This is a genomic window from Paractinoplanes maris (assembly GCF_023544465.1).
Taxonomy (GTDB): Bacteria; Actinomycetota; Actinomycetes; order Mycobacteriales; family Micromonosporaceae; genus Actinoplanes; species Actinoplanes maris.
On the sequence record NZ_JALPVL010000014.1, the window covers coordinates 316,328 to 342,625 of the forward strand.

Here is a 26,298-nt window from a genome sequence, read left to right on the forward strand (position 1 = left end):
TCACCGTACTCTCGTCGCCGTCCCGCCGGAACGGCCTGCCGTTGCCGTCGGCGGGATCAATGGGGGATCCGGCGTATCGTCGACGCATGCGTGCTGGTGATGTGGCGGTTCAGATGGACACCGTGGCCGAGAGGACGCCGGCCCGTGAGGCCACCCGGCTGCTGGCCGCCCAGGATCTGCCGGGGCTGGTGGTGGTCGACCCGAAAGGCCGGCCGTTGACCGTGCTGGCCGGCACGCAAGTGTTGCGGATGGCGCTGCCGTCGTACTGCCAGGACGATCCGGCCCTGGCCCGGGTGATCGACGAGGCCGCCGCCGATGTCGTCCTCGAGGGCATCGGCGACCGCACGGTCGCTGACCTGCTGCCGCGCAACCGTCCCGAGCTGCCGGCCGTCAGCGCCGACGCCACCCTGCTCGAGGTCGCCTCGGTGATGGCCCGCTCCAACGTGCCGCTGGTCGCCGTGGTCGACCGTGACCGGGTGATGACCGGTGCCATCACCCTGGACGGATTGCTCGACCGCATGCTCGGCACCTGAGCCGTCAGAAGAACCGCAGCCACAGGTACGGCACGGCCAGCGCGACCGAGATGACGGTGACGATCAAGCCGTACTTGGTGAAGCCCCAGAACGAGATGCGGTGGCCGGCGCGTTCGGCGATGCCGAGCACCACGACGTTCGCCGACGCTCCCACCGCGGTCGCGTTGCCACCGAAATCGGCACCGATGGCGAGGGCCCACCACAGCACCTGAGCCTTGTCGTTGCCGCCGGCCGCGTCGACCAGCTCGGCGACGATCGGGCTCATCGTGGCCACGTACGGGATGTTGTCGACGATGGCCGACAGCGCGGCCGACGCCCACAGCAGCAGCATGGTGGCCGGCCACAGCTTGCCCTCGACCGCACCGGTGGCCGCGTGGGCCAGCGTGTCGATCACGCCGGTGGTGACCAGGCCGCCGACCATGATGAACAGGCCGGCGAAGAAGATCAGCGTCGGCCATTCGACGTCCTGGGCGACCTCGGTGGCGTCGAGCCGCGACAGAGCCAGCAGCAGCAGGCCGCCGAGCAGGGCGACCACGGACGGTTCCAAGCCGAGCAGCGTGTGGAGGCTGAAGGCGACGAGCACCGCCCCGAGCACGATCAGGCTGATGATCACCAGCCGGCGGTCGCGGATGGCGTCGGCCTCGCGCAACGCCATCACCCGTTCGACGCGTTCCGCGTCATATCGGAACGCCGACCGGAACATGATCCGGCACAACCCCACCAGGACGACCAGCACGGCGAGCACGAGCGGCGCCATCACGCTGAGGAAGTCGTTGAAGGTCAGCCCCGAACGGCTGGCGATGATGATGTTCGGCGGGTCGCCGACCAGGGTGGCGGCGCCGCCGATGTTGGAGGCCAGGACCTCGGCGATGAGGAACGGCACCGGCGGTACGCCGAGGCGGTCGCAGACCAGCAGGGTCACCGGTGCGACGAGCAGCACGGTGGTGACGTTGTCGAGCGCGGCGGACACCACCCCGGTGACCACGATGAGGATCACCATGATCGGGAACGGTCGCCCGCGGGCCTTCTTGGCCGCCCAGATCGCGACGTACTCGAACAGGCCGGTGCGTTTGAGTACGCCGACGATCAGCATCATGCCGAGCAGCAGGAAGATGACGTTCCAGTCGATGCCCGACTCTTCGGAGAAGAAGGCGTGCTCGGCGTCGGTGGCGCCGAGCGCCAGCATGATCGCCGCCCCGCCGAGCGCGACGGCGACCCGGTTGATCTTCTCGGTGGCGATCAGGACGTAGGCCGTCACGAAGACGAGGACGGCGATCCAAGCCAGTGCGCTCATGGATTCTCCCGAATGCGGTCAGCCGTCATCAATCGCCGACCAGGGTTCCCGGATCGATCGCCGGTCCGGTGATCAGGCGGGGTTTCCCTGGCTCTGGTAAACATCGGGGATGTCGTCCTGGTTCCGGTCGGCCTGCTCCTCGTCGTAGATGCGCCGGTAGGTGCGGTTACGCAGGCGCAGCACCACGGCGGCCAGCAGCGCGGCCACCAGCGAGCCGATGAGCACGGCGACCTTCACCCGGTCGTCCTGCTCGCCGGGGCCGAACGCGAGCTCCCCGATCAGCAGTGAGACGGTGAAGCCGACCCCGGCCAGCAGGGCCAGCCCGGCCATGTCGATCCAGGACAGGCCGGAGTCGATGGTCGCGCGGGTGAACCGGGCGGTCAGCCAGGTCGCGAGCAGGATGCCGATCGGCTTGCCGAGGACCAGGCCGGCGACGATGCCGATGGCGATGGGGTCGGACAGCGCCGACGTCAGGCCCTCGAGTCCGCCGATCGTGACACCCGCGGCGAACAGGGCGAAGATCGGCACGGCGACGCCGGCCGAGATCGGCCGGAACCGGTGCTCGAAGTGCTCGGCCAGACCGGGCTCGGCCCCGCGGTCCAGGGCCGGCCGCAGCACCGGCACGGCGAAGCCGAGCAGCACCCCGGCCACGGTGGCGTGCACCCCCGAGGCGTGCACCAGGGCCCAGGCCGCCGCGGCCAGCGGCAGCAGCAGCCACCACGAGCGCACCCGCCGCTGCACCAGCACGGTGAACAGCGCCAGCGGCACCAGGGCGGCCAGCAGCGGCAGCACCGCCAGGTGCGCGGTGTAGAACACCGCGATGATCAGGATGGCCAGCAGGTCGTCGACGACGGCCAGGGTCAGCAGGAAGGTCCGCAGGGCCGAGGGCAGGCACCGGCCGACCACGGCCAGCACCGCCAGCGCGAACGCGATGTCGGTCGCCGTCGGGATGGCCCAGCCCTTCACCGCACCACCCAGGTTGATCACCGTGTAGAACACGGCCGGGACGATGACGCCGCCGACCGCGGCGGCCACCGGCACCGCCGCCCGGCGGGGATCCCGCAGGTCACCGGCGACGAACTCCCGTTTGAGCTCGAGCCCGGCGACGAAGAAGAAGATCGCCAGCAGCCCGTCGGCCGCCCACGCTCCCAGCGTCAGGTTGAGATGCAGCGCCGACGGGCCGATCTCATAGCTCACCATCGCGTCGTAGTGCTCGCGCCACGGCGAGTTGGCCCAGACCAGCGCGATGACTGTCCCGACCAGGAGCAGGGCCCCGCCGATCGTCTCTTTACGCAGCACATCGGCGATGCGCCGCGCCTCCGCCCAGGAACCACGGCTGAGCAGACGGGGGACAAGACGAGGTGTTTCGCTCACAGGCGCTCCAAATCTGGGGTCGGTCCAGCCACTTGCCGACCAGACTTCCCGGCGCACCTGGGGCCAACCCTACCGGCGGACCGTCCGCCCCGCTGTGATCGGGGCAACCCGGGCCACCGAAACGGCTTTACGTCCCTCGTACGATTCGCTGACGTTCATCGATACCCAGGCCCCTAGCGTCCGGGACATGACTTTCCTCCGGCACGCTTGCGCGCTGCTCTCCGCCCTGCCCGTCGCGGTCCTCGATCTTCACCGGCCGCTATCCGCACAACACCGGCATCTTCACCAACGGCGCGCCGCGCGGGCCGGCCTTCGACAAGCTGCCCGCCAACCCTCCCAAATACCTGGCCGGACGCGAGCCGTTGACCGCCCAAGAGCAGAAGACCATCGACGTGAACTTCCGCAAGCGGGCCCAGGCCGTACAGTCGGTGGACCGGATGATCGGCTCGCTGCGGGACACCCTCGAGAAGACCGGGGCGGCCGACAACACGATCATTATGTTCAGCTCCGACAACGGGTTCCACATGGGCGAATACCGGATGACCCCCGGTAAGCAGACGGCTTTCGACACCGACGTGAACGTTCCTCTCATCGTCGCCGGTCCCGGTGTCGGCGTGGGCAAGACGGTCACCGAACCGGTCGAGAACGTCGATCTGCGGCCGACCTTCGAGGAGCTGGCCGGCGCGACGACGCCGTCCGACGTCGATGGCCGCAGCCTGGTGCCGCTGCTGGGCGGCGAGCCGGGCCCGGGGTGGCGGACGACCTCACTGATCGAGCACCACGGCCCCAACACCGACCCCGCCGACCCGGACCGCGCGGACAAGAACAGCGGCAACCCGGCGACCTACGAGGCCATCCGGACCACCACCTACACCTATGTCGAGTACGCGGACGGGACGAAGGAGTACTACGACCGCCGGGCCGACCCGAACATGCTGAACAACACCGCCGGGACCCTCTCGTCGCCGGTCCAGGCCGAGCTGGCGGCGACCGTACGGGCCATGAGCGCCTGCCAGGGCCGGCCGCAGTGCTGGACGGCCGCCGGCGGCCGCTGAACCACTGCCCGGGCCGGCCGGTTCAGGACTGCTCGCTCGCCGGCTCGGGCACGACATCCTGCTGGTGGGTGCGCTCGTTGGCCCGGTCGAGCAGGCGCATAACCGGTGTGACGGCGATGCCGTGCAGCACGACGGAAACCAGCACGACGAAGCCGATCGTCGCCCAGACCAGGTCGGCGCCGGGGAAGGCGGCGTGGGTGAGCGCATAGGACAGGTAGTAGAACGAGCCGATGCCGCGGATGCCGAACGCCCCGATCACCCAATGCTCCGCCGCGCGACCGGGTGCGCCGCGCAAGGACAGGAAACCGGTCACCGGCCGGACGACGAAGATGAGCGCCAGTCCGGCCAGAGCGGCCGGCCAGGTCAGCGGTTCGAGCAGACCGCCGACGACGGCGCCGCCGAAGAGCAGGAGCAACAGGACGGTCAGCAGGCGCTCGACCTGCTCGGCGAAGTCGTGCAGCACCTGGTGGTAGTCGTGCGACCGCTCGGCGGCCCGGATCGCCCGCGCGGCCACGAACACCGCGACGAACCCGTAACCCTGGGCGACCTCGGCCACCCCGTACGCCAGGAAGGTCGCCGCCAGCGCCAGGAACCCCTCGGAATGCTTGGCCAGCCGCAGGCTCTCCTTGCGGGCGCGGAAGAACAGGCGCCCGAGCAGCTTGCCGACGATCAGCCCCGCCCCCACCCCGACCACGAGCCGGTAGAGCAGGTCCAGCCAGGCCCACTCCCCCACCCAGCTCAGTCCGGCGGCGCCGGCCATGGCGATGGCGGCGTAGACGAACGGGAACGCCAGCCCGTCGTTCAGACCGGCCTCCGAGGTCAGCGCGAACCGCACCTCGTCCTCGGAATCCTCCTCGCCGGTGGGCTCGCCGACCTGCACGTCGGAAGCCAGCACCGGATCAGTCGGCGCGAGGGCCGCGCCCAGCAGCAGCGCGGTGGCCGGCACCAGGCCGGCCCACCACCAGCCGAGCAGGGCCATCGCGGCGATCGTGACCGGCATGGCGATCGCCAGCAGCCGCCAGGTCGACGACCATCCCCGCAGGCTCAGCGGCCGGTCGATCTTCAGGCCGGCGCCCATCAGCGCGACGATCACGCCGATCTCGGTCAGGTGCTCGGTGGCCTTCGGATGGGCCAGCGGGTCGGCGTCCGGCAATCCGATCGGCAGCGCGAAGACCAGCATGCCGAGCGCGAGGAAGGCGATCGGCATCGACAGCGGCCGTCGCTCCAGGACCCGCGGAAGGATGCCCGCGAGCAGAGCCCCGAAGCCGATGACCGCGAAAACGACGTCAGAGATCTGCACGGGTCCTCACTTCCCCGCCGAGGCCCGGTCCATGCAAGCCCGGTCAGACTCCGGACGGATACGTCTCCGGCTCGAGCACATCGACGGCGTGCGGGGACAGCGGCCGTACGGCTTGGGACCTGTCGAACCAGAGGAAGGCGTCGTAGCGCTCGCCGAGCACGGTCGGCACGTAGTTGCCGTATTCCTCACGGGTGGGGTGGTAGACCACGCCGATGGCCCGGTGGTCGAGCTCGCCGGTCAGCACGTCGGGGTGGTCGCCCGGCGGGAAGACGAACAACGCCTGCTGAGGCGCGGCCGCATGCAGCACGGCTTCGAGGGAGTCGCGCCGGCCCGGCGGCACTGCCATCACCGCCATCGGTGCACCCCAGGCGTGCCCGGCGACCACGGTGCCGTGGTGCGTGCCGAAGCCGACCAGCACCACCCGGTCGGGGCCGTATCGTTCGCGGGCGAGCTGACCGACGTTCACCGTGCCCGACTCGGCCATGTCGGTGGCCCGGGCGTCGCCGACATGGGTGTTGTGCGCCCACACGACTGCCTTGGAGCCCGGCCCGTAGTGCTGCAGGAGGCGATCCAGGCTCTCGTCCATGTGCCGGTCCCGCACGTTCCAGGACTCGCGGCCGCCGCGCACCATGGCCCGGTAGTAGCGCTCCGCCCCGGCCACCACCTCGGCGTTCTGCCAGGCCCGGAACCGGTCGGCCCCGTCGGCGGCGGCCCGCCGGCGCAGCGCGGCGAGCAGGTCGATGACCTCGTTCTCGCAACTGGCCGGCACCATCCGGGTCGCCCAGGCGTACTCCTGCGCGTTCTCGCCGTACGGCTCGAAACACCGATAGGCGGCCAGCGCCGCCGGCACCTGCTCGGGATCGTGCTCGCGCAGGTAGGTGAGAATCTCGCGCAGCGACTCCCACAGCGAATACACGTCCAGACCGTGGAAACCGGCCCGCTCGGACGCATCGACGCCGGCGTTGCGGGTGCGCAGCCAGCGCGTGAAGTCGACGACTTCCTCATTGGCCCACATCCAGGTCGGCCACCGCTCGAAACAGAGCAGCGCCTCCCGCGGGTCGGCCGGCGCGTCCGGCAGGCAGCGGACGGCGCGGTCCACGCGGTCACAGTCGGGCCAGTCGCCCTCGACGGCGACGAACGAGAAGCCCTTCTCCTCGATCAGACGCCGGCTGATCGCCGCCCGCCACGTATAGAACTCGTGCGTGCCGTGGCTCGCCTCACCCAGCATCACCACCCGGGCGTCACCCACCCGGTCGAGCAGCACGTCGAGGTCGCCGGGATCGGTCAGCGGCGCGGCCAGTGCCGCCACCTCGTCGCCGTAACGTCCCATGCCGCGGCGTACCCGCCACGGCAGGTCTCATGCGTCCGGTGCCGGGTGGAATCTCGCCGGTGTAGTGACCTTTCGGGCGGGTACCCGCGCCGCATGACAGCGAGCAGGAGACGCTGCGGCGACGATGGCCGGTCGGACACATGTGCCCGCTGACCTGGGACGTCGACACGGGCCCGCAGTCCACATTCGTCGCGGTCCACGGTAGACCGGACACGTCTTCCCTGCTGGCCTTGCGGGCGGCGCTGAAACGCCTGCTCGCTCGGCGACCGGACTGCTTGATCCTCGACTTGCCCGACATGCCGGCGTCCGACCGGATCGTCGTGACCGGCTCGTCGTTGACGATCGGCTACAGCACCATGGCCTCGGGCACGACGATCCTGCTGAGCCCCGAGCCGCCCATCGACGTCGCCGCGCGTCGCCACGAGCTCGGCCGGAGCCCCGCGGTCACGGGCCGATTCGCCCATGCCTGCGAGGCACTCGCCGTAGGGTTGCTGAGATCGCCGTCGTTCGTCGAGCAGATTCTGCCGATCTCCGGCTCGGCCCGCGCGGCCCGCGACATCGTGACCCAGGCCTGCCTGGCCTGGGATCTGACCCACCTCACCGGGGCCGCCGCGCTGCTGGCCAGTGAACTGGTCAGCCAGACCGTCCGGCGGGCGTCGACCATCATGACGGTCGTGGCGCTGCTGGACCGCGGAATCCTCTACCTCTGGGTCCGGGCCGGCCGGCAGCCGCCCCCGGAACCACCGGACGAGCACTGTGCCGCCCTCGAATCACTCGTCATCGACGCCCTGGCTGACCGGTGGGGGCTGCTGCCGGACGGCGACGACAAAGTGATCTGGGCGGCCATGCCGGTCGAGATCGCGGCGGCGCGGTAGCGGCACTACTTGCCGCGGGCTTTGCGGGTGCTCTTGTCGTTGGCCTTCTGGATCGCGTCGACCAACTGGCCCTTGGTCATCCGGCTGCGCCCGCTGATCTCGAGCTTCTTGGCCTGATCCATCAGGTGCTGTTTGCTGGCGTTCGCGTCGACCCCACCGGCGGTCTTGGCCTTGGTGTCCCGGCCGCCGGCCGCCTTGGCGTCACTCGGGCCCTTCTTCTCCTTGGGCTCCCAGTGATCCCCGGTCTTCTCGAACGAGTGCTTGAGGGACGCGAACGCCGTACGGTGGGCCCGCTCGCCCTCGCCGTACTCCTCGACCGCGTGGTCGTGGGTCTTGGCGTAGGTATCCTGCGCCTTCTTCGGTGAGCGCTTCACCGTGCTGGGCATGTCGTCCTTGGCCGGCATGATGACCTCCTCGACGTGGGGGACCTGCGTTTCGTGCCCGTTCCGGGCCCGGTCAAACAACGCGCAGCGGTTAACCGGCGCGTGAGCGGGTAGCGGCTGTCCTCAGACAAGCCAGGAGGAGACGACCATGCCGATCGCCACGACGAACCCGGTCACGGGTGAGGTGCTCAAGACGTTCGATGCGCTGACCGACGAGCAGGTCGACGCGGCGATCGGCCGGGCGGTGACGGGCTTCCGCGCCCTGCGCGCCACGTCCTTCGAGCAGCGGGCCGGCTGGATGCGGGCGGCGGCCGACCTGCTCGACGCCGAGCAGGACGACGTGGGCGCCCTGATGACCCAGGAGATGGGCAAGACCCTCGCCGCGGCCAAGGCCGAGGTCACCAAGTGCGCCACCGCCTGCCGCTTCTATGCCGAGCACGCCGAGCAGTTCCTGGCCGACGAGCCGGTCGACCCGTCCGCGGTCGGTGCGGTCCGGGCGTACGCGCGTTATCAGCCGCTCGGACCGGTGCTCGCGGTCATGCCGTGGAACTTCCCGCTCTGGCAGGCGATGCGGTTCGCCGCGCCGGCGTTGATGGCCGGCAACACCGGCTTGCTCAAGCACGCCTCGAACGTCCCGCAGACCGCGCTCTATCTGGGCGAGCTGTTCACCCGGGCCGGCTTCCCGGCCGGGGCGTTCCAGACCCTGCTGGTCGGCTCGGACGCGGTCGAGCGGATCCTCACCGATCCGCGGGTCCGGGCGGCGACGCTCACCGGCAGCGAGGGCGCGGGCCGCTCGATCGCCGCGATCGCCGGCCGCGAGCTGAAGAAGACCGTGCTGGAGCTGGGCGGAAGCGACCCGTACGTCGTCCTGCCGACCGCCGACCTCGACCGCGCGGCCCAGGTTGCGGCCACCTCGCGCTGCCAGAACAACGGCCAGTCGTGCATCGCGGCGAAGCGGTTCATCGTGCACACCGACGTCTACGACCAGTTCGTGGACACGTTTGTCGCGCACATGTCGGCGCTGACGGTGGGCGACCCGATGATGGACGCCACCGATGTCGGGCCGCTGGCCACCGAGCAGGGCCGCGCGGACGTCGAGGAGCAGGTCGCCGACGCGGTGGACAAGGGCGCCACCGTGCGGTGCGGCGGAAAGGCGCCCGAGGGGGCCGGCTGGTGGTACCCGCCGACCGTGATCACCGACATCACCCGCGACATGCGCATCTTCTCCGAGGAGGTGTTCGGCCCGGTCGCCGGTGTCTACCGGGCCGCTTCGATCGACGAGGCCATCGAGCTGGCCAACGCCACCTCGTACGGTCTGGGCGCGAACGCCTGGACCGACGACCCGCAGGAGCAGCAGCGGCTGGCCGGCGAACTGGACGCCGGCGCGGTCTTCGTCAACGGGATGGTCACCTCGTATCCGCAGCTGCCGTTCGGCGGGGTCAAGAACTCCGGGTACGGCCGGGAGCTGTCGGCCGCCGGCATCCGCGAGTTCTGCAACCTCAAGTCGGTCTGGATCGGCGACAGCGGCGGGGCCGACGTCGACTCGGCCACCGAGTGAATCCGCCGGCCCACCCGGCGACGCCGGCAGTGTTTATGCGGTGATCGTGGTGGTATGCACGGCCGGTGAATTCGCCGCTTGGGCAGGTGCAGCCGACCGGTCTGCTGCAGGAACGGTTGCTGGCCCTGGCCGGCACGCCGGACGACAGCTTCCGCATCGGGACCGACCTCGTCGTGATCGCTCAGCTGGCCGCAAAGCTGATCGCCCCGGTCGAGTGCGCCTCGGTGACCAGCCGCGACGAGGGTGGGTACGCCACCGTCGCGGCCAGCAGTGACCTCGCGGCCGCCGTCGACCAGGCCCAGTACGACGACAAGGCCGGTCCCTGCCTCGAAGCCCTCGAGGCGCACTATCCGGCCGCCGTTCCCGACATCGCCGCCACGATGACCTGGCCGGGTTTCCGGGACACGGCCACCCGGTCCGGCCTCGAGACGTCCCTGTCGATCCCGTTGTTCGCCGGCTCGGGCACAACCGTCGCGGCGCTCAATCTCTACAGCCGCCGGTCCGGCACCCTGTCGACGCTGACCACCGCGGTGTGGGCGGCGTACGACCCGGACTCCACCGATCGCTGGGACCACGACGCGCTGGAGGCCGGCGGCCGCGAGCTGACCGCGGGTCTCATCGGCGCCGTGGCCCTGCGCACCATGATTCAGCGGGCCATCACCGTGCTGTCGGCCGACGGGACGGGCCCCGACCACGGCTACCAGGTTCTGTGCGACCGGGCCGCGGAAACCGGTGCCTCCCTGACCGACACCGCCGCCCAGGTCATCGAACAGCACCAGCCCTGACCACCGGCCTGGGTCACCTGGCGGACCGGGTCGTCACCGTGTATCTGCTCAGGGCCAGCAGCGGCAGGGTGAGTGCGGCCAGCGCGACGCCGAGGGCGGCCACCGCGACCATCGCCCCTCGGAGCCCGGTCGCGGCGGCCCACCCTCCGACGTAGACGGGGCCCAGCAGGAAGCCCAGGTAGGCCACGACCGTCACGACGGCGGTGGCCCGGCCACGCGAGGACTCGGCGACGTTGCGCGAGACGATGCTCAGGAGCGTCGGGAAGAGTGCCGCCGTGCCCGCGGCGGCGAGGACCAGCCCGGCCAGGGCGACGGGCACGGTGGGGGCACGGGCGAGGACCGCCGCGCCGGCTGCGGCCACGACCGACCCGAGGACCAGGACCCGCCGGGCGTACGCCGGTTTGAGGGCGCTGACCGCCAGCCGGGTGACCGCCACGACGGCCGCGAACACCGCGGGGGCGATCGCGCTGAGCCCGGGCTCGGTGGCCAGCACGTCCTCGAGATAGACCGCGCTCCAGCTCTGGTGGGCGTTCTCGCTGGCGTACGCGAGCGCACCCAGCGCCCCGAGGAGCAGCAGCGGCCAGATCGTCAGCCGGCCGCGGCGCGAGGTGGCCGGCTCGGGACCCGAGACGTCGGTCGGCAGGGCCCGGTGGATGGCGGCACCGGCCACCACCGACAGCAGCAGTACGGTCGCGAACGGAACCCAGGTGGCGGCCCCGAGCCGGTACGCCGCACCGGCTCCGAGGCTGGACAGCACGACGCCGGTGGAGAACACCGCGCCGGCCCGGGTGATGACCGGCCGCCCGGTCCGTTGCTCGGCCCGGCCGGCCATCGAGTTCATCGCGACGTCGGCCGCGCCGCTGGCCGCGCCCACGAGAGCGAGCCCGGCGCACAGGCTGACGAGCCCGCCGGCGGTGGCCGCCGCGACGAGTCCGGCGCCGCCCAGCGCGACGACCAGCACCGCGGTGCACCGCAGACCCCACCGGTCCAGCGCCCGGCCGGTCAGCAGCATCGCGGGCAGGCCGCCGGCGCTGATGAACAGCAGGGCGGTGCCGAGCTGGGCGTCGCCGACCCCGGCCTGATCGCGGATGCGGGGCACGGCCGCGCCCCAGGTGCCCCAGAACGTGCCGAACACGCCCAGCGCCAGGTAGGCGGCGGTGACAAGCGGTCGGCGCGGCGTCGCGAGAAGCATTGTGTAACGCTACACAGATAGGGTGGGCCTGTGCAATCGCGGCAGCCCTCCCGCCGGGTGACCATGACCGACGTGGCGCGCGCGGCGGACGTGTCCCCGATGACCGTGTCCTACACCTACAACCGGCCGCAGCGGGTCGCCGCCGAGACCCGCGACCGGGTGCTGCGCGCCGCCCAGGCCCTCGGCTACGCCGGCCCGGATCCCAGCGCGCGGTCCCTGCGCTACGGCGCCACCCGCACGCTCGGCGTCGTGCTGGGCGAACACCTCACCTACGCCTTCGACGACCCGCAGGCGGTGGCCTTCCTGGCCGGCATCGCCGAGGTCTGCGCCGAGCGCGGATACGGGCTGCTGATCGTGCCGACCGGCACCGGCGAGGAGGACCCCGACCGGGTGACCGCCGCGGCGGTGGACGCGTACGTGATCTGGACGACCACCGCCGACGACCCGGTTCTGGCCGCCGCCGGCAGCACCCACCGCCCGGTGGTCGTCCACAGCGGTCCCGATCGAGCCGGCACCACCGTGATCGGCATCGACAACCGCGCCGCCGCCCGCGCGGCCGGCCTCGAGGTGTTCGCCACCGCCCGGCGACCGGCCGTGCTGAGCTTTCCGGTCGACCGGCGCCGGGAGTCCTTCGTCCGCTCCGGCGTCGATCCCGATACCGTCGCCTACCCCGTCACCCGGGATCGGCTGGCCGGTTACCGCGACGCGGCGCTGGACCTCGGCCTCGACTGGTCCGAGGTGCCGGTCGGGGTGTGCCGCACCAACGACGTGGCCGAGGCGCGCACGGTCATGCGGGAGCTCTTCGCGGTGGCGCCCGGCATCGACGCCGTCGCCGCCATGGGCGACACACTGGCGCTCGCCGCCCTGAGCGAGACCACCGGCCCGCTGCGGGTCAGCGGGTGGGACGACTCGGAGCTGGCCCGGGACAACAACCTCACCACGGTGGCCCAGTCGCTGCGGGAGCAGGGCGCGGCCTGCGCGGCCGCGGCCCTGGGCGAGTCGGCACCGGACCACCGCGATTCCTGGCGACTGATCCGGCGATCCTCCACCGTGGGGGCCGGCACGAGACCGGCCCCGGCGGTGGTTCAGAGGATGGCCTTGCCGCCGGTGACCGGGACGACGGCGCCGGAGATGTAGCTGCCTTCGTCCGAGGCGAGCAGGACGTACACCGGGGCGACCTCCTTCGGCTCACCCGGCCGGCCCAGCGGGGTGTTCTTGCCGAACTCCTCGACCTGCTCGGGCGGCATGGTCGAGGGGATCAGCGGCGTCCAGATCGGGCCCGGGGCGACGGCGTTGACCCGGATGCCCCGGTCGCCGAGCATCTGGGCCAGCCCGGCCGTGAAGTTGGCGATCGCGCCTTTGGTGGTGGCGTACGGCAGCAGCGTCGGCTTGGGCTGGTCGTAGTTCACCGAGCTGGTGTTGATGATCGAAGCACCCTCGCCCAGGTGCGGCAGGGCCGCCTGCACCAGCCGGAACATGGCGGTGATGTTGGTGTCGAACGTGTGCTGCCACTCGTCGTCGCTGATCTCCTCGACCGTCTCGTGGGTCATCTGGAACGCGGCGTTGTTGACCAGCACGTCCAGACCCCCGAGTTCCCGTACGGCCTGGTCGACCACGGCCCGGCAGTGCTCCCGCGAGGTCAGGTCACCGGGGATCAGCACCGCCTTGCGACCGGCCTTCTCCACCAGGGCAGCCGTGTCCCGGGCGTCCTCGTCCTCGCTCAGATACGAGATCGCGACGTCGGCGCCCTCCCGGGCGAAGGCGATGACGGCGGCCCGGCCGATACCGCTGTCGCCGCCGGTGATGAGGATCCGCTTGCCGGTCAGCCGGCCGTTGCCCCGGTAGCTGTCCTCGCCGTGATCCGGCTGCCGCCGCATCTCCTGCGTCGTGCCGGGCGGCTGCTGCTGCGGTTCGTTGTCAGTCATCGTCTGTCCTCGCGCTCGTCGTTGTCGGCGGTTGGTGGTCCTGGGCGCTTCCGGCGGGGTTCGCCGCAGGTCCCGACCCGCAGCCACGTACCCACCTTGAGCCGAAACACTCCTTACGCCGGCTGCGCGATGACGTCCGCCCGGCCCTCTAGGGTGGATGCGGCGATCGTTACGATTCCGGCGGGAGAGGCATGCGACGCGGCACCGCTGTTCTGATCCTCCTGATGGTGGTGCTGGGGGCTTGCGGGCTGCCACGCGATACGAGCAGCACCCTCGCCGACGTGCGCGGCGGTGTGCTCCACGTCGGCGTCACCGAGAACCCGCCGTGGGTCACGGTTCCCGACGAGGGCCCGCCCACCGGCGCGGAGATCACCCTGGTGACCCGGCTCGCCGACCGGCTCGGTGCCCGGGTCGAGTGGCACCCCGGCTCCGAGTCCGAGCTCATGGCGGCCGTCAAGGGCCGCGTGCTCGACCTGGTTGTCGGCGGCCTCGCCGCGGACGCGCCGTGGACCGAGGAGGCCTCTCTCACCCGGCCCTACGTCACGATGCGGACCCTGGTGGCCGCGCCCGCCGGCGTACGCGTGCCCGACGACCTCACCGGGCAGCGCGTCGCCGTACCCGGTGGCACTGCCGATGTCGCCGCGCTGGTCGGCGAGGGCGCCACCGTCGTCGCGGTCGACGAAGTAACCGGCCGGGAGCAGCTGCCGGTCGTGGTCGGCGAGTGGCGCCTGACCGAGCTCGGGCTGACACCCTCCAAGCACGAACTCGGCGCCACCGACCACGTCTGGGCGCTGCCGCCGGGCGAGAACGCCTGGCAGAGCGAAGTGGAGCACTTCCTGCTGAAGCTGTCGCACGACGACGTCGTTCGCGTGCTGGTCGACGCCGAACGGACGGAGGCGGCCCGATGAAGGCGTACGACCGGTTCGAGCTTCCGCCGGACAAGGCCGCCCTGCACCGCCGGGCGATCCGCCTCGAGTGGTGGACGATCGTGTTCTTCGCCGCCACCGTGGCCCTGCTAGCCGTCACCCTGGGCCAGTCGCAGGCCATGAAGGCGGCCTGGATCGAGGACATGCTCGGCCTGGTGCCACCCGCAGCCTTCCTGATCGCCGCCCGCTACCGCAACCGCGCGCCCAACGAACGCTTTCCCTACGGCTACCACCGCTCGGTCAGCGTCGCCTTCCTGGCCGGCTCGGTCACCCTGTTCAGCCTCGGCGGCTACGTCGTCTACGACTCCGTGGTCCGGCTCCTCGCCCGCGAGCGCCCGCCCATCGGACTCATCGAGGTCCTCGGGCAGCGGTTCTGGCTCGGCTGGCTCATGATCGCCGTCCTGCTGGTCACCATGGTGCCGGCCATCCTGCTGGGCCGGGCCAAGCAGCGCATCGCCCGTGAACTGCACGACAAGGTCCTGTTCGCCGACGCCGAGATGAACCGCGCCGACTGGCTCACCGCGGGCGCCGCCGTCCTGGGCATCGCCGGCATCGGCGCCGGACTGTGGTGGGCCGACGCCGTCGCCGCGCTGATCATCGGCGGCGACATCGTCCGCGACGGCGTCCGCACCACCCGCAGCGCGGTGGCCGACCTCATGGACAGCAAGCCCCGCGTCGTCGACGGCAGCCGGGAGCACCCGCTGCCCGGGCAACTGCTCACCGCCGTACGCGACCACGACTGGATCGCCGACGCCCGCCTCCGCCTGCGCGAGGAGGGGCACGTCTTCGTCGGCGAGCTCATCGTCGTCCCCCGCGACGGCACCGACCGGCTCGTCGAACGCCTCGAGGGGCTGGAGAGGTTCGCCCGCGACTTCGACTGGCGCGTCCACGACCTGGTGATCGCCCCGGTCTCCCGCATCGACACCTGACCGGCGTCGCCCGGCCCGGTCCGCCTCGTCGCTCAGCAGGCCGTCGGCTGTCCGCCCTGAACAATCCGGGACCGTCGCACCACGACCGCCCCGATCGTCACCGCGAGCAGGCCGGCGACGAGGTCGGCCACCACGTAGTACTGGACTTCCTTGAACACGCCGTCGATCGCCTCGATGAGCAGGGCCACGCCGGTCAGGCCGAACAGCACCGCGAACACGAGACCCGGCACGGTCCGGGACGGCGTCCAGGACGGTGCGCCGAGCGCGGTGATGCGCCGCAGGATCAGCAGCGCGACAACCAATGCCACGCCGAGGCCGCCGACGAGCTGGTAGGGAAAGTCGTTGCCGACGCCGGGCAGCAAGGCGACGTCCTGCCGGTAGGCCTCCACGCAGTCGATCGGGAACGGCGGCATCCACGGGCCCTCGCACATCGGGTGCCCGCCGAACCGGTCGGTCGCGATGAGCAGCCGGGTCCACGGCCCGCTCAGCAGCCAGGTGAGGGCGCCGCTCAGCCCGAACCAGGTCAGGGCCAGACCGGTAAGCGCCCACGCCACGGTCGCCAGCCGGCGCAGGGAGACGCGCACCGGGCCGGCGGTGGCCGGCACGCGCCGGGCGACGGCGGCCGCCGCGCCGAAACGCTGGACCGCCTCGCGCTCGGCCGCCTCGGCGTCGAGCCCGCGGGACCGCCCCTCGGCGGCGGCCTCGGCGAGGTGCTCCTCGGCCTCGGTCAGCAGCCGCCGCCCGTCGGCGCCGGTGCCGGACAGCAGGTCGAACATCTCGTCGAGATATCGATCGACGGGTCCCCCGTCGAGCCGGGCCGCTGCGGTCATGCCGGCCGCCCCGCGGTCATCGGCCCGATGACGGCCTGAACGCCGAGGACGATGCCCCGCCACTCCTGCTTCTTGGCGGCCCGGGCCCGCCGGCCGTCATCGGTCAACCGGTAGACGCGGCGCCGGCGGGCCGACGTCTCGTCCCAGTGGCTGGCCACCAGGCCGGCGCGCTCGAGGCGTTGCAGGGCCGGGTAGACCGTGCCCTCGGGCAGGTCGAACGCGCCGTCCGACCGGTCGCGCAGCGCGGTGATCACGGCGTATCCGTGCACCGGCCCGGCATCGTCCAGCACGGACAGCAGAAGGAGGTCGAGATGACCGCGGATGTCCATGCCCAGGCACGCTAGGCATAGAAGTCCTAGGTGTCAATGTCTCCGGGTCAGTTCAGGCTGCCACTCTCCTTGGCACGCCACCGGCGACGCAGCGCGAAGGCGGCCGACTTGGGCCGGCGGTCGCGGGTGAAGACGCCCTTCTTGTTGCCGTCGACCCGCATGATGCCGGACTTCGTGGCGAAGTCGGCGAAGTTCCACACCTGCTCGCCGACCACGGCGTCGCAGGCGTCGAACACCCGGTGGTTCATGTCCAGATAGTCGACCTGATACTCCTCGCTCCACGGCTGCGGGGTGAGTGAGTGCAGACCGGGCATGGTGTCGGCGCCGTATTCGGTGATGATGATCGGCTTGCCGTCGCCGGCCCACGCGGAGATCTCGCGGGTCCACTCCTGCTCGGCGCCGGCCAGGTCGCCGGTGTTGACGTACCAGCCGTAGTAGCGGTTGAGCATCAGGACGTCGGCGAACTGGGAGACGCGGCACTTGCCGTGCGGGGCGAGCATGACGTTGACGAAGCCGACCGGCCGCGTCGGGTCGGCCGCACGGGCCACGTCGAAGAGCGGACGGAAGTAGTCCTCGGCGCCCGCGGTATCGGACTCGGGCTCGTTGGCGATCGACCACAGCACGACGCTCGGGTGGTTCTTGTCGCGGGCCACCAGCTCACGGATGGCCTGCGCGTGCACCTGCCGGGTCGCGTCGTTGACGGTCCCGGGCGAGAAGGTCTGATACCCCTGCCCGCCGAAGATGCCGCCACCGAGACCCATGTTGAGGCCGACGGCCGCGACCTCGTCGATGATCACGATCCCGTGCCGGTCGGCGTAGTCCAGGACCTCCTCCGAGTACGGGTAGTGCGAGGTCCGGAACGAGTTCGCGCCGATCCACTTCAGCAGCTCGAAGTCGTGCACCAGATGGGCGTCGCTGTGCGCCTTGCCGATGACCGCATGGTCCTCGTGCATGCCGAAGCCCTGGAAGTAGAAGGGCTCGCCGTTGATCAGGAACTGGGTGCCGCGCACCTCGACGGTGCGCACGCCCACCGGCTGATGGTAGGAGTCCCCCACCACGCCGGAGTCGTCGACGAGCCGCACCTCGAGGTCGTAGAGGTAGGCCGCGCCGGGCGCCCAGGCCCGGACACCGGGAACGTCGAGCCGACCGGAGGCCCCGGTCGCCTCGGCCACGACGGCACCGTCGGCGTCGCGGAGCACGACGTGCGTGTCGAAGCCGTCCGCGTCGGTCGCCGCACTGGTGTAGTCGACGGTGCCGTCGCCGGCGGCGAGTCCGGTCACGACGGTGAGGTCCTCGATCCGGGCCTGCGGGGTAGCCACCAGCCACACCGAGCGGTGCAGGCCGGCGAAGTTGAAGAAGTCGTGCCAGTAGATCTGAGCCGGGCCGGTGGGTGTCTGCTCGATCACGCCCGGCGGGATCGACTGGAACGACAGCGTGTTGTTGACCAGCGCGGTGATCCGCAGTTCCTCGCCGGGGGTGACCAGCTCGGTGATGTCGGCCTCGAACGGCGTGTAGCCGCCCTCGTGGCTCATCACCTCGGTGTCGTTCACCCAGACGGTGGCCCGGTGGGTCGCGGACTCGAAGTGCAGCACGACGCGCTCACCGGCCCAGCCCTTCGGCACGCGGGCGGTGCGCTGGTACCAGATGTCACCGAAGTAGTCCCGGACCGAGGCATCCGCGGCCAGGTCGTTGAAGCTGGCCGGCACAGCCATCTCCCGGGCGCCGGTCAACGGCCCGCGGAACCAGCCCGCATCCCGGCCGGCCGAGTCGCGGTCGAGCCGGAACGACCAGAGGCCGTCCAGTCGCTTCTTCTCACGGGTGGAGCTGTCCTGGGGACGCAGCATGATCGGGCCCTTTCGCTTCGGTGATGTCCCCATTGACTCATCGAGCGCCGCCGGACCCCATCGATTGCCACGAGTTGCCCCGGTGCCGCGCCGCCCGCGAAGGGCAACTGGGTGCAACAAGCTGTGCTCAGACCGCTACGGAGCCTCTACTGGCTACATCCACCGACACCGCTCGATGCCAGCCCGAGGAGAACCGCTCCCATGTCGATCAACGGCCTCGCCCCGAACCCGCTCATCGCGGGCGACCGGCTCAGCAGAAGGACGGTCGTCGGCTACGGCCTCGGCGACTTCGCCGGCAACCTCGCCTTCACCCTGTCCACCGCCTTCCTGCTCTACTACTACACCGATGTCGCCGGCATCTCGGCGGCCGCGGTCGGCACCATGTTCCTCATCGTCCGGCTCTGGGACGCGTTCGCCGACACCTTCGCCGGCCGGCTCGTCGACCGCACGGTGACCCGCTGGGGCAAGTTCCGCCCGTTCATCCTCTTCGGCGCGGTTCCCCTGCTGTTCCTCAGCTTCCTGACCTTCCACGTGCCGTCCACGTTGTCCGACAACGGCAAACTGCTGTACGCCTACCTGACCTACGCCGTGCTCGGCCTGCTCTACTCCCTGGTCAACATCCCGTACGGCTCACTCGCGTCCGCGATGACCCAGTCGGTCCACCAGCGGGCCAAGCTGGTCGCCTCCCGGTTCTTCGGAGCAGCCGTCGGCGGCATCGTCCTGACCTACCTGATCGCTCCCCGGATCTCGGACGTGCGCTCACAGAAGGCGGATCTCACGGCCGAGGCGTACGCGGCCAAGGTCCAGACGATCTTCACCCAGACCACCGTCGCGTTCATCGTCATCGGCACCCTGGCCTACCTGCTGACCTTCTATCTCTGCCGCGAGCAGGTGGTCCGGACCCAGCCCAAGGTGTCGATGCGCGAGACGATCGAGACCCTGAGGACCAACAAGCCGCTCGGCTACCTGTGTGCGGCCAGCTTCTTCTATCTCATCGGCCTGTTCGCGGTCGGCGGTGCGTCGGCCTACTACGCCCAGTACGTGATGGGCGACATCAGCTGGCTCGGCCCGATCACGCTGGTCAACGCGGGCACCTCGATCGTCCTGGCCCCGTTCATCCCGAAGCTCGTCAATCGCTTCGGCAAAAAGATGATCTTCCAGTACTGCGGCGTCTTCACCATCATCGGCGGCGTCGCCCTGTTCTTCACCCCGGCCGGGCTCGCCGTCCCCGCGCTGATCTTCCTGGCCGTCAAGGGCGTCGGCGCGGCTCTGATCAACACGGTGATGTTCGGTCTCGAGGCCGACACCGTCGAGTACGGCGAGTGGCAGACCGGCAAGCGGTCCGAAGGTTCCACGTACGCGATCTTCTCCTTCACCCGCAAGATCACCCAGTCGATCGGCGGCGCGATCGGCGCCTGGGCCCTCGCGATCGGCGGTTACCTGTCGGCCACCACGGCCGTCCCCGACCCGATCCAGCCGGACTCGGCGATCTGGTCGATCCGCTTCACGATCGGGCTGCTGCCGGCCCTCGTCGCGGTGATCGCGATCGCCATCTTCTGGAAGTACCCGCTGACCGACGAGCGCTTCCGGCAGATCCGCGACGAGACCGAGCTCCGCAAGCGCGAGCAGGGACACCTCATCGCCCCCGACGGCCACGCGATCGACTGATCACTGCCTACGCCGCGGGCTTCCGGCACGGGCCGGTGGACTGCCGCTCGACGAACGTGACCGGCAGGACCAGCGGCGGAGCGCTGGGCCGGGCCCCGTGCAGGACGGCGATGCTGTTGCGGAGACCGGTCTCCCCCATGTGCCGCAGCGGCGCGGCGACGGTGGTCAGCCCCGGCTCGATGATCTCGCCGAACTGGACGTTGTCGAAACCCACGACGCTCACGTCCTCGGGGACGCGCAATCCGAGCGTCCGCAGGCCCTTCATCACCCCGATGGCCAGCTGGTCGTTGTAGGCCAGCACGGCGGTGGCCCCGAGGTCGGCCACCCGGGGCGCCTGCCGGAAACCGGCCACGACGGTCGGCGCGTTGGGACCGAGCCGCCGGACGTCCAGCTCCAGCTCCATCGCCGACTCGCGCAGGGCCCGCCACCGGACCCCCTCCGACCAGCTCTGTTCGGGACCGGCCACATAGAGGATGCTCTCGTGCCCGAGCATGCCCAGATGCTCGGCCGCCCGCCGCACCCCGGGCGGATTGTCGGAGATCAGGCAGGACACCTCGGGGATCGTCCGGTTCAGCAGCACAGTCGCCTTCTGCTTGGCGATCAGCCGCAACGTCGAGTCGCTCATCCGGGAGCTGGCGAACACCAGGGTGTCGACCGCGCTCAGCTCGGCCTCGATGAGCTCCCGCTCGAGCTCCGGGGACTCGCTGGTGTGCGAGAGGATCAGCAGGTAGCCCTCGGCCCGCGCTGCGTCGGACGCCCCTTTGATGATCTCGCCGTAGAACGGATTGGTCACGTCGGCCACGACCAGGCCGATCGCCCGGGTCGCCGGGGCGTGCGGCGAACCGCGCCCGTCCAGCCGCTCGGTGCGGTATCCGAGCCGCTCGGCGGCCTCGAGGATGGCCCGGGCCGTCCGCGCGCTGACCCGGCCCGGCCGGGCATACGCCCGGGACACGGTCGACGCCGCGACCCCGGCCTCCCGGGCCACGTCATAGATGGTCGGGCGCGTCGCCATCGTCCCAGCCCACGACGGCGGGACAGCCCCGTCGGCCGGTGATCGGCGACGACATCCGCCGGGATCGGCAGCACGACTCCGGGGTTTTTTACCGCGGCCGTGGCCGGTCTGACGTCCGATACAGGCTCCCGGTCGGGTTACGCCGACGATTCGCGCAGTCCATCGAGGACACGGCATAGTGGCCCGCGATGTCATCGACCGGCGTCACTCGCCGTAAGAACAGGTGGTTCACGTGACGACGTTCCGTATCCAGCCGGCCCGAGTTGTCGCGTCGATGGCGGTGATCGGCGCGGCAATGGCGATGTCCCCCGCACCCGCGGCGGCGGCTTCGCCGGCGATCCGGATCCTGAGCGTCTCGTCGGAGACCGTGGCGTCCGGCGGGACTGTGCGGGTGCGGTTCCAGGCCACGAACAACAACCAGCGGACCGAGAAAGTCTTCGTGGCCGTCTCCGGCGGCCTGCGATGCACCGCCGGATGCTCCGCGGCCCAGGACATCGGACCCGGCCGGAGCCGGACCTTCGAGGCCACCGTTGTCGCTCCCGCGGTGAGCGCCGGCGAGGAGAGCGGCCGCAACCTCGCGGTCAGCGTGCGGATCAACGCTGAGACCGCGTTCGACCACCAGATGATCATCGTGAGCGGCGCCAGGAAGAGATCGTCCGCGGTGAGCCGGATCTCCGGCCGGATCCGTGACGCCGACGGCAGGGCGATCCGCGGCGCGGCCGTGACCGCCCGGGACAGCGCCGGGCACGAGCACCGGGCGGCCACCGATCGCGGCGGCCGGTTCTCGATCAGGTCGAGCGACAGCCGGCCGATCGCGGCCGGTCCGGTCACCGTCGTCGCGGCCAAAGACGGCTATCGCACCGCCCGCGCAACCGTGCGGGGCACCGCCGGCGACGCCGCGACCGTACGCCTGACCTTGGCCCCCGTCGCCGTCGCCGTCGCACCTACAACTCCGCCGTCGCCCACCGCGGCGGTGAGCCCCGCGGAGACCGGGCAGCCAGCCACGGCGAGCTTCGCGGCCGCGGCGCCGCCGGCCACCACCAAGACAGCCGGCGACGCGGGCAGCAGTCTGCTGCTGTTCACCCTTCTGGGCGGTTGTCTGATCGCGGCCGGCCTGGGCGCGCTCGCGCTGGTGGTCATCCGCCGCCGGAGCAGCCACCGACCGGGCATCCTGGTCACCCACAGTGGCCCGAATCCGGCGTCAGCTCCGACGGCCGGCGCCCCGACGTCAGTCCTGCCCACGTTGTCGCCCCGCCCGCACGGACCGACCGCACTGGACGGCAGCCGGCACGGCGACGTGGTCAACGGCCCCGGAGGACGTGCTCGAGCCGCTGTTCGAGACGACGGCGAGCTAGGTCGTCGCTGATCTTCAGCCCGGAATCTCGCCATGGCTGGGCAACCTTCACCGGGTCCGGCAGGTAGCCGACGAGGTCCATGACATTCCAGTACCGGACCACGTCCGCGTCGCGGCGATCGTCGGCGCGGCGACGGTAGGCGGACGTGAACGCCGCCGCGGCTTCAACGCCGTGCACCATCGCCAGGTAGGTGGCGGCGTGCGCGACATCCAGATCCGCCGGTCCCCACGACGTCTCGACCCAATCGACGACACCGCTGATCCGCCCTCGTGACCACAGCAGGTTCCCCAGGTGGAAGTCGCGGTGCAGGAAAGTGCCCACATAGTCCGGTGCCGGTTGCCCCAGCAGCTCGAACGCCTGATTCCACAACGCCGGCCGCTGTGCCCACCCGGGCCTGACGTGTTTGCCCGGCGGCGCCCACGATTGGTAGGTCCGGGGCCGGCGCCCCGGTCCCGGCTCGAACTGATGGATGGTGGCGAGCATCTGCGCCGACGCCCGCAGGACCTCGTCCGAGGCGGAGTCCAGGCGCAGTCTCCCGGGAAGCCACGACATGAGGTGAGCCGGGGCGCCGGCCGCATCTCCCGACAAGTCGAGGGCGATGCTCGACGGCGCCGGAATCCGTGAGCCGTCGAGTTGCTGGTGCACGGTCGCCTCCCGGGCCAGCAGCCCGGCCGCGTGCCGTCGCCATGGCTGTCTGGTCATCAGCCGCAGAACGGCCCGCTGACCGTCCTCCCCGGTGAGGCCCAGCATGGTCGACGTCCAGCCTCCGGTCAGGCGCCGCACCTGGACGATCCGGCGTTGCCAAGCAGACTCGGCCCAGCCGACAGCGGTGACCACGCACCCATCCTGTCATCGGGTGGGGCACCGCCGGATCGCCCGGTCTGTCACTCGCGGACCACCCGGAACGTCTTCAGCTCGGGGTCGGCGGCGTCGGGAATCGTCATCCCGGCCGCCTTACCGGCGCGCAGGTAGGTCACGACCGCTTCGTTGAACCGCTCCCCCGGCAGCACCGCCGGCACACCGGGCGGGTACGGGCTGATCATCTCCGCGGCGATCCGTCCGACCGGGTCGGCCACCTGCTCCGTCTGGGCGAAGTAGGCGTCGCGCGGATTCAGCACCTGGTCGAGATTCAGCTCCTCCAACGGCGGCACGGCGGGCGGCGGCGACTCCGGCGCGGGTGGGTCGCCGGCGAGCCGTTCCAGCGCTGTGGCGAGACGGTCGAGGGCGGCGTCGTCATCGGCGTACGTCAGGGAACAGACGATCCGCCGGCTGTCGCCGAGCTGGGTGATCAGCCCGCACTCCGACTCCAGCCATTCGCGGGCCTGGTATCCGGTGATGCCGAGAGCGGAGACGTCGACGCTGAGCTTGAGCGGATCCCACTCGGCGACCGCGTCGTGCCCGATGATCGAGGAGTCCATCACCTCCAGACCCTTGACCCGGTCCAGGCGTTCCCGCAGCCGGCCCGCCCGCTCCAGCGCCTCGGTGAGCAGCTGCCGGCCCTCCCGGACCATCCGGCGCCGGAAGCCGTCGATGGCTCCGAACATCAGCGGCGACGGGCTCGTCGTCGTGATCAGATCCAGCCGCAGCCGCAGGTCGACCGGATCGACCAGGTCGCCGCCGACCAGCATGACCGACGACTGGCAGAAGCCTCCGTCCGCCTTGTGCAGGCTCTGCACGACGATGTCGGCGCCGGCCCGCACCGCGGCCGTCGGCATGTCCGGGTGGAACGGGAAGTGCCCGCCCCAGGCCTCGTCGACCAGCAACGGGATGCCGTGCCCGTGACACAGCTCGGCGATGGCCCGGACGTCCGCGCCGGTCCCGTACTCGGTCGGTGTGATCATCAAGGCGGCGCTGATCTCCGGATGGTGGCGCAGTGCCTCGGCCACGTCGGCGGCGGCCGCCGGGTGGGCGATCTGGTTCTCGTGGTCCCAGCGCGGGCGCAACCACACGGGGTGGGCTCCGGCCAGGATCAGTGAGGCCACCACCGACTTGTGCACGTTGCGGTCGACCAGGATCGTGCGTCCGGGACCGGTGACGGTCAGCATCGCCGTGTGGATGGAGATGCTCGACCCGCAGGTGGTGAAGACGGCCTGACGGGCGCCCACCGCGTCGGCGAACAACTCCTCGGCCTGCGGCACGGCGGTCTTGGCGTTGATGACGTCGGCCTCGAACGCGCCCCGGGACAGCACCGCCGCCGTCCGCTCGTCGATGCCCCGGCCGAGGCGGTGCCCGGGCAGGGCGAAGGTGTACTGGTCCTCGCGCCGGAACTGCTCGATGGCATCGAGAACGGGAGTGGTCTCGTGATCCATGAGTCGCGGCGTACCCCCGGACCAGCGGGTCATTCGTCCGATCACCCGTCGGCGAGAGGAATGCCGGCGCGGTCGCCGGGTAGCCGACCGGCTCGACCACCGGAGGGAGCCACCATGGCGGCCGGGCCCGACCTGGCGCTGCGCGCCGCGATCGAGCGGGAGATGCCCGGGGTCCGCTCCGACCTCGAGCGGCTGATCCGCATCCCTGGGATCGCGTTCGACGGATTCGACCACTCGCACGTCGAGCGCTCGGCCGCGGCCGTCGCCGAGCTGTCACGCGGTTGCGGGCTGCGGACGAGCGTCGTCCGCTCGGGCGGGCAACCCGCGGTCCTCGGGCGCCGGGCGGCACCGCCCGGCGCGCCGACCGTGCTGTTGTACGCGCATCACGACGTTCAGCCGGCCGGTGACCTCGCGCGGTGGCACAGCGACCCGTTCGAGCCGGTCGAACGCGACGGCCGGCTTTACGGGCGGGGCGCCGCGGACGACAAGGCCGGGGTGATGACCCACATCGCGGCGTTGCGGGCCCTGAGCGACGACCTCGCGGTGGGGATCGTCCTGTTCGTCGAGGGCGAGGAGGAGTACGGCTCGGAGTCCTTGGACAGGCTGATCACCGACCATCTCGGCGGGCCGCACCCGGATGTGATCGTCGTGGCCGACTCCGACAACTGGGATGTCGGCCGCCCCGCGCTGACGACGTCGCTGCGCGGACTGGTCAGCTGTTTCGCCGAGGTCCGCACGGCGCGCGACGCCCGGCACAGCGGCCTGTTCAGCGGCCCGGTGCCGGACGCGCTCACCGTGCTGGCGCGCCTGCTGGGCAGCCTGCACGACGACGACGGCGCGGTGGCTGTCGACGGGCTCGCCGGCCGGGCGAACACCACGATCGACTATCCGGAGGACCGCCTGCGCCGGGAGGCCGGCGTGCTGGACGGGGTCCGGCTGATCGGCGCGGGCCGCATCGCCGACCGGCTCTGGAACAAGCCGGCGATCGCGGTCCTCGGCATCGACGCACCGCCGGCCGCTGAGGCACCGAACGCCCTGGCGCCGACGGCCAAGGCCAAGATCAGCGTACGGCTGGCCCCCGGCGACGACCCGGCCTCGGCGTACGAGGCACTGCGCACCCACCTCGCCGCGCACGTGCCGTGGGGAGCGCACCTGACGGTGACCCTGGAAAGCGCCGGCGCCCCGTGCGTCGTCGGCACGACCGGCCCGGCGTACGACGCGGCCCGCGCCGCCTGCACCGTCGCCTGGGACGGAACCGCCCCGGTCGAGGTGGGCATCGGCGGCTCCATACCGTGCGTCGCCCTCTTCCGGCACCGGTTCCCGGCAGCGGCCATCCTGGTCACCGGCATCGAGGATCCGTACTGCGCCGCGCACGGACCCGACGAGAGCCTGCACCTCGCCGAGTTCAGCCGGACCTGCCTCGCCGAAGCGCTCCTGCTCCGCGATCTGGCCGGGCTGCCGGGCTCCGCACCATCGGGTGACGAGTAACGGC

At 71.2% G+C, this 26,298-nt stretch carries 24 protein-coding genes; 11 read left to right on the forward strand and 13 right to left on the reverse strand.

The window, feature by feature from the left end:
* The first annotated feature begins 86 nt into the window (after positions 1 to 86).
* Positions 87 to 533, forward strand: coding sequence for a CBS domain-containing protein (locus NAG42_RS36295; protein ID WP_250036677.1), 447 nt, complete (start codon positions 87 to 89; stop codon positions 531 to 533).
* 4 nt (positions 534 to 537) lie between these two features.
* On the opposite strand, the gene NAG42_RS36300 is transcribed toward NAG42_RS36295, so the two are convergent.
* Both NAG42_RS36300 and nhaA read right to left on the reverse strand, forming a co-directional pair.
* Positions 538 to 1,827: an ArsB/NhaD family transporter gene (locus NAG42_RS36300; protein ID WP_250036679.1), complete on the reverse strand. Its 1,290-nt coding sequence runs from the start codon at positions 1,825 to 1,827 to the stop codon at positions 538 to 540.
* Positions 1,828 to 1,899: 72 nt separating this feature from the next.
* Positions 1,900 to 3,201 (reverse strand): Na+/H+ antiporter NhaA, encoded by a 1,302-nt coding sequence (nhaA, locus tag NAG42_RS36305; RefSeq protein ID WP_250036680.1) that lies wholly within the window; start codon positions 3,199 to 3,201, stop codon positions 1,900 to 1,902.
* A 362-nt stretch (positions 3,202 to 3,563) separates the two neighbouring features.
* On the opposite strand from nhaA, the gene NAG42_RS36310 reads away from it, so the two are divergent.
* Entirely contained in the window at positions 3,564 to 4,256 is a 693-nt protein-coding gene (locus NAG42_RS36310; protein WP_250036682.1) for a sulfatase-like hydrolase/transferase, read from the forward strand.
* A gap of 22 nt (positions 4,257 to 4,278) precedes the next feature.
* Here NAG42_RS36310 and NAG42_RS36315 read toward each other — a convergent pair whose 3' ends face one another.
* Positions 4,279 to 5,556, reverse strand: a complete 1,278-nt coding sequence (locus NAG42_RS36315) for a cation:proton antiporter (protein WP_250036684.1) — start codon at positions 5,554 to 5,556, stop codon at positions 4,279 to 4,281.
* Between the two features lie 43 nt (positions 5,557 to 5,599).
* Positions 5,600 to 6,886, reverse strand: a complete 1,287-nt coding sequence (locus tag NAG42_RS36320; RefSeq protein ID WP_250036686.1) for an erythromycin esterase family protein — start codon at positions 6,884 to 6,886, stop codon at positions 5,600 to 5,602.
* 140 nt (positions 6,887 to 7,026) lie between these two features.
* On the opposite strand from NAG42_RS36320, the gene NAG42_RS36325 reads away from it, so the two are divergent.
* Positions 7,027 to 7,761, forward strand: coding sequence for a hypothetical protein (locus NAG42_RS36325; protein WP_250036688.1), 735 nt, complete (start codon positions 7,027 to 7,029; stop codon positions 7,759 to 7,761).
* Positions 7,762 to 7,766: 5 nt separating this feature from the next.
* On the opposite strand, the gene NAG42_RS36330 is transcribed toward NAG42_RS36325, so the two are convergent.
* Entirely contained in the window at positions 7,767 to 8,165 is a 399-nt protein-coding gene (locus NAG42_RS36330; RefSeq protein ID WP_250036689.1) for a ChaB family protein, read from the reverse strand.
* A 127-nt stretch (positions 8,166 to 8,292) separates the two neighbouring features.
* Between NAG42_RS36330 and NAG42_RS36335 the strand changes: the two genes are divergently transcribed.
* Positions 8,293 to 9,702, forward strand: coding sequence for an NADP-dependent succinic semialdehyde dehydrogenase (locus NAG42_RS36335; RefSeq protein ID WP_250036691.1), 1,410 nt, complete (start codon positions 8,293 to 8,295; stop codon positions 9,700 to 9,702).
* A 65-nt stretch (positions 9,703 to 9,767) separates the two neighbouring features.
* Positions 9,768 to 10,487 (forward strand): GAF domain-containing protein, encoded by a 720-nt coding sequence (locus NAG42_RS36340; protein WP_250036693.1) that lies wholly within the window; start codon positions 9,768 to 9,770, stop codon positions 10,485 to 10,487.
* 13 nt (positions 10,488 to 10,500) lie between these two features.
* Here the strand turns inward: NAG42_RS36340 and NAG42_RS36345 are convergent, their stop codons facing one another.
* Positions 10,501 to 11,679, reverse strand: a complete 1,179-nt coding sequence (locus NAG42_RS36345) for an MFS transporter (protein ID WP_250036694.1) — start codon at positions 11,677 to 11,679, stop codon at positions 10,501 to 10,503.
* A gap of 30 nt (positions 11,680 to 11,709) precedes the next feature.
* Here NAG42_RS36345 and NAG42_RS36350 point away from each other — a divergent pair, with 30 nt between their 5' ends.
* Positions 11,710 to 12,816, forward strand: coding sequence for a LacI family DNA-binding transcriptional regulator (locus NAG42_RS36350; protein ID WP_250036696.1), 1,107 nt, complete (start codon positions 11,710 to 11,712; stop codon positions 12,814 to 12,816).
* Here the strand turns inward: NAG42_RS36350 and NAG42_RS36355 are convergent.
* On the reverse strand, positions 12,765 to 13,604 hold the full coding sequence (locus NAG42_RS36355) for an SDR family oxidoreductase (protein WP_250036697.1): 840 nt from the start codon (positions 13,602 to 13,604) through the stop codon (positions 12,765 to 12,767). The two genes, NAG42_RS36350 and NAG42_RS36355, sit on opposite strands and share 52 nt — an antisense overlap.
* A 191-nt stretch (positions 13,605 to 13,795) precedes the next feature.
* Between NAG42_RS36355 and NAG42_RS36360 the strand changes: the two genes are divergently transcribed.
* Together NAG42_RS36360 and NAG42_RS36365 are read left to right on the forward strand one after the other, a co-directional pair.
* Positions 13,796 to 14,512, forward strand: coding sequence for a substrate-binding periplasmic protein (locus NAG42_RS36360; protein WP_250036699.1), 717 nt, complete (start codon positions 13,796 to 13,798; stop codon positions 14,510 to 14,512).
* Complete coding sequence (locus tag NAG42_RS36365) at positions 14,509 to 15,459, forward strand: cation diffusion facilitator family transporter (protein WP_250036701.1); 951 nt, start codon at positions 14,509 to 14,511, stop codon at positions 15,457 to 15,459. The genes NAG42_RS36360 and NAG42_RS36365 overlap by 4 nt, the downstream gene beginning before the upstream one ends.
* A gap of 32 nt (positions 15,460 to 15,491) precedes the next feature.
* Here NAG42_RS36365 and NAG42_RS36370 read toward each other — a convergent pair whose 3' ends face one another.
* Genes NAG42_RS36370 through uidA form a run of 3 tightly spaced genes read right to left on the reverse strand, consistent with a single transcriptional unit; the run spans position 15,492 to position 18,462 of the window.
* Positions 15,492 to 16,289, reverse strand: coding sequence for an HAAS signaling domain-containing protein (locus NAG42_RS36370; protein WP_250036703.1), 798 nt, complete (start codon positions 16,287 to 16,289; stop codon positions 15,492 to 15,494).
* Positions 16,286 to 16,618, reverse strand: coding sequence for a PadR family transcriptional regulator (locus tag NAG42_RS36375; RefSeq protein WP_250036704.1), 333 nt, complete (start codon positions 16,616 to 16,618; stop codon positions 16,286 to 16,288). Before NAG42_RS36375 ends, NAG42_RS36370 begins: the two co-directional genes overlap by 4 nt.
* A 47-nt stretch (positions 16,619 to 16,665) precedes the next feature.
* Positions 16,666 to 18,462 carry a beta-glucuronidase gene (gene uidA, locus NAG42_RS36380; RefSeq protein WP_250036706.1) on the reverse strand — a complete coding sequence of 599 codons (1,797 nt, stop codon included), beginning with the start codon at positions 18,460 to 18,462 and terminating at the stop codon, positions 16,666 to 16,668.
* Between the two features lie 201 nt (positions 18,463 to 18,663).
* On the opposite strand from uidA, the gene NAG42_RS36385 reads away from it, so the two are divergent.
* Positions 18,664 to 20,130, forward strand: a complete 1,467-nt coding sequence (locus tag NAG42_RS36385; RefSeq protein ID WP_250036707.1) for a glycoside-pentoside-hexuronide (GPH):cation symporter — start codon at positions 18,664 to 18,666, stop codon at positions 20,128 to 20,130.
* Between the two features lie 7 nt (positions 20,131 to 20,137).
* Here NAG42_RS36385 and NAG42_RS36390 read toward each other — a convergent pair whose 3' ends face one another.
* Complete coding sequence (locus NAG42_RS36390; protein WP_250036709.1) at positions 20,138 to 21,142, reverse strand: LacI family DNA-binding transcriptional regulator; 1,005 nt, start codon at positions 21,140 to 21,142, stop codon at positions 20,138 to 20,140.
* A 232-nt stretch (positions 21,143 to 21,374) separates the two neighbouring features.
* On the opposite strand from NAG42_RS36390, the gene NAG42_RS36395 reads away from it, so the two are divergent.
* Entirely contained in the window at positions 21,375 to 22,508 is a 1,134-nt protein-coding gene (locus NAG42_RS36395; protein ID WP_250036711.1) for a carboxypeptidase-like regulatory domain-containing protein, read from the forward strand.
* On the opposite strand, the gene NAG42_RS36400 is transcribed toward NAG42_RS36395, so the two are convergent.
* On the reverse strand, positions 22,444 to 23,334 hold the full coding sequence (locus NAG42_RS36400; protein ID WP_250036713.1) for a phosphotransferase family protein: 891 nt from the start codon (positions 23,332 to 23,334) through the stop codon (positions 22,444 to 22,446). The genes NAG42_RS36395 and NAG42_RS36400 overlap by 65 nt on opposite strands.
* Before the next feature lie 47 nt (positions 23,335 to 23,381).
* Entirely contained in the window at positions 23,382 to 24,806 is a 1,425-nt protein-coding gene (locus NAG42_RS36410) for an aminotransferase class I/II-fold pyridoxal phosphate-dependent enzyme (protein WP_284046355.1), read from the reverse strand.
* Between the two features lie 114 nt (positions 24,807 to 24,920).
* Here NAG42_RS36410 and NAG42_RS36415 point away from each other — a divergent pair, with 114 nt between their 5' ends.
* On the forward strand, positions 24,921 to 26,294 hold the full coding sequence (locus tag NAG42_RS36415) for a dipeptidase (RefSeq protein WP_250036714.1): 1,374 nt from the start codon (positions 24,921 to 24,923) through the stop codon (positions 26,292 to 26,294).
* The last annotated feature ends 4 nt before the right edge of the window (positions 26,295 to 26,298 follow it).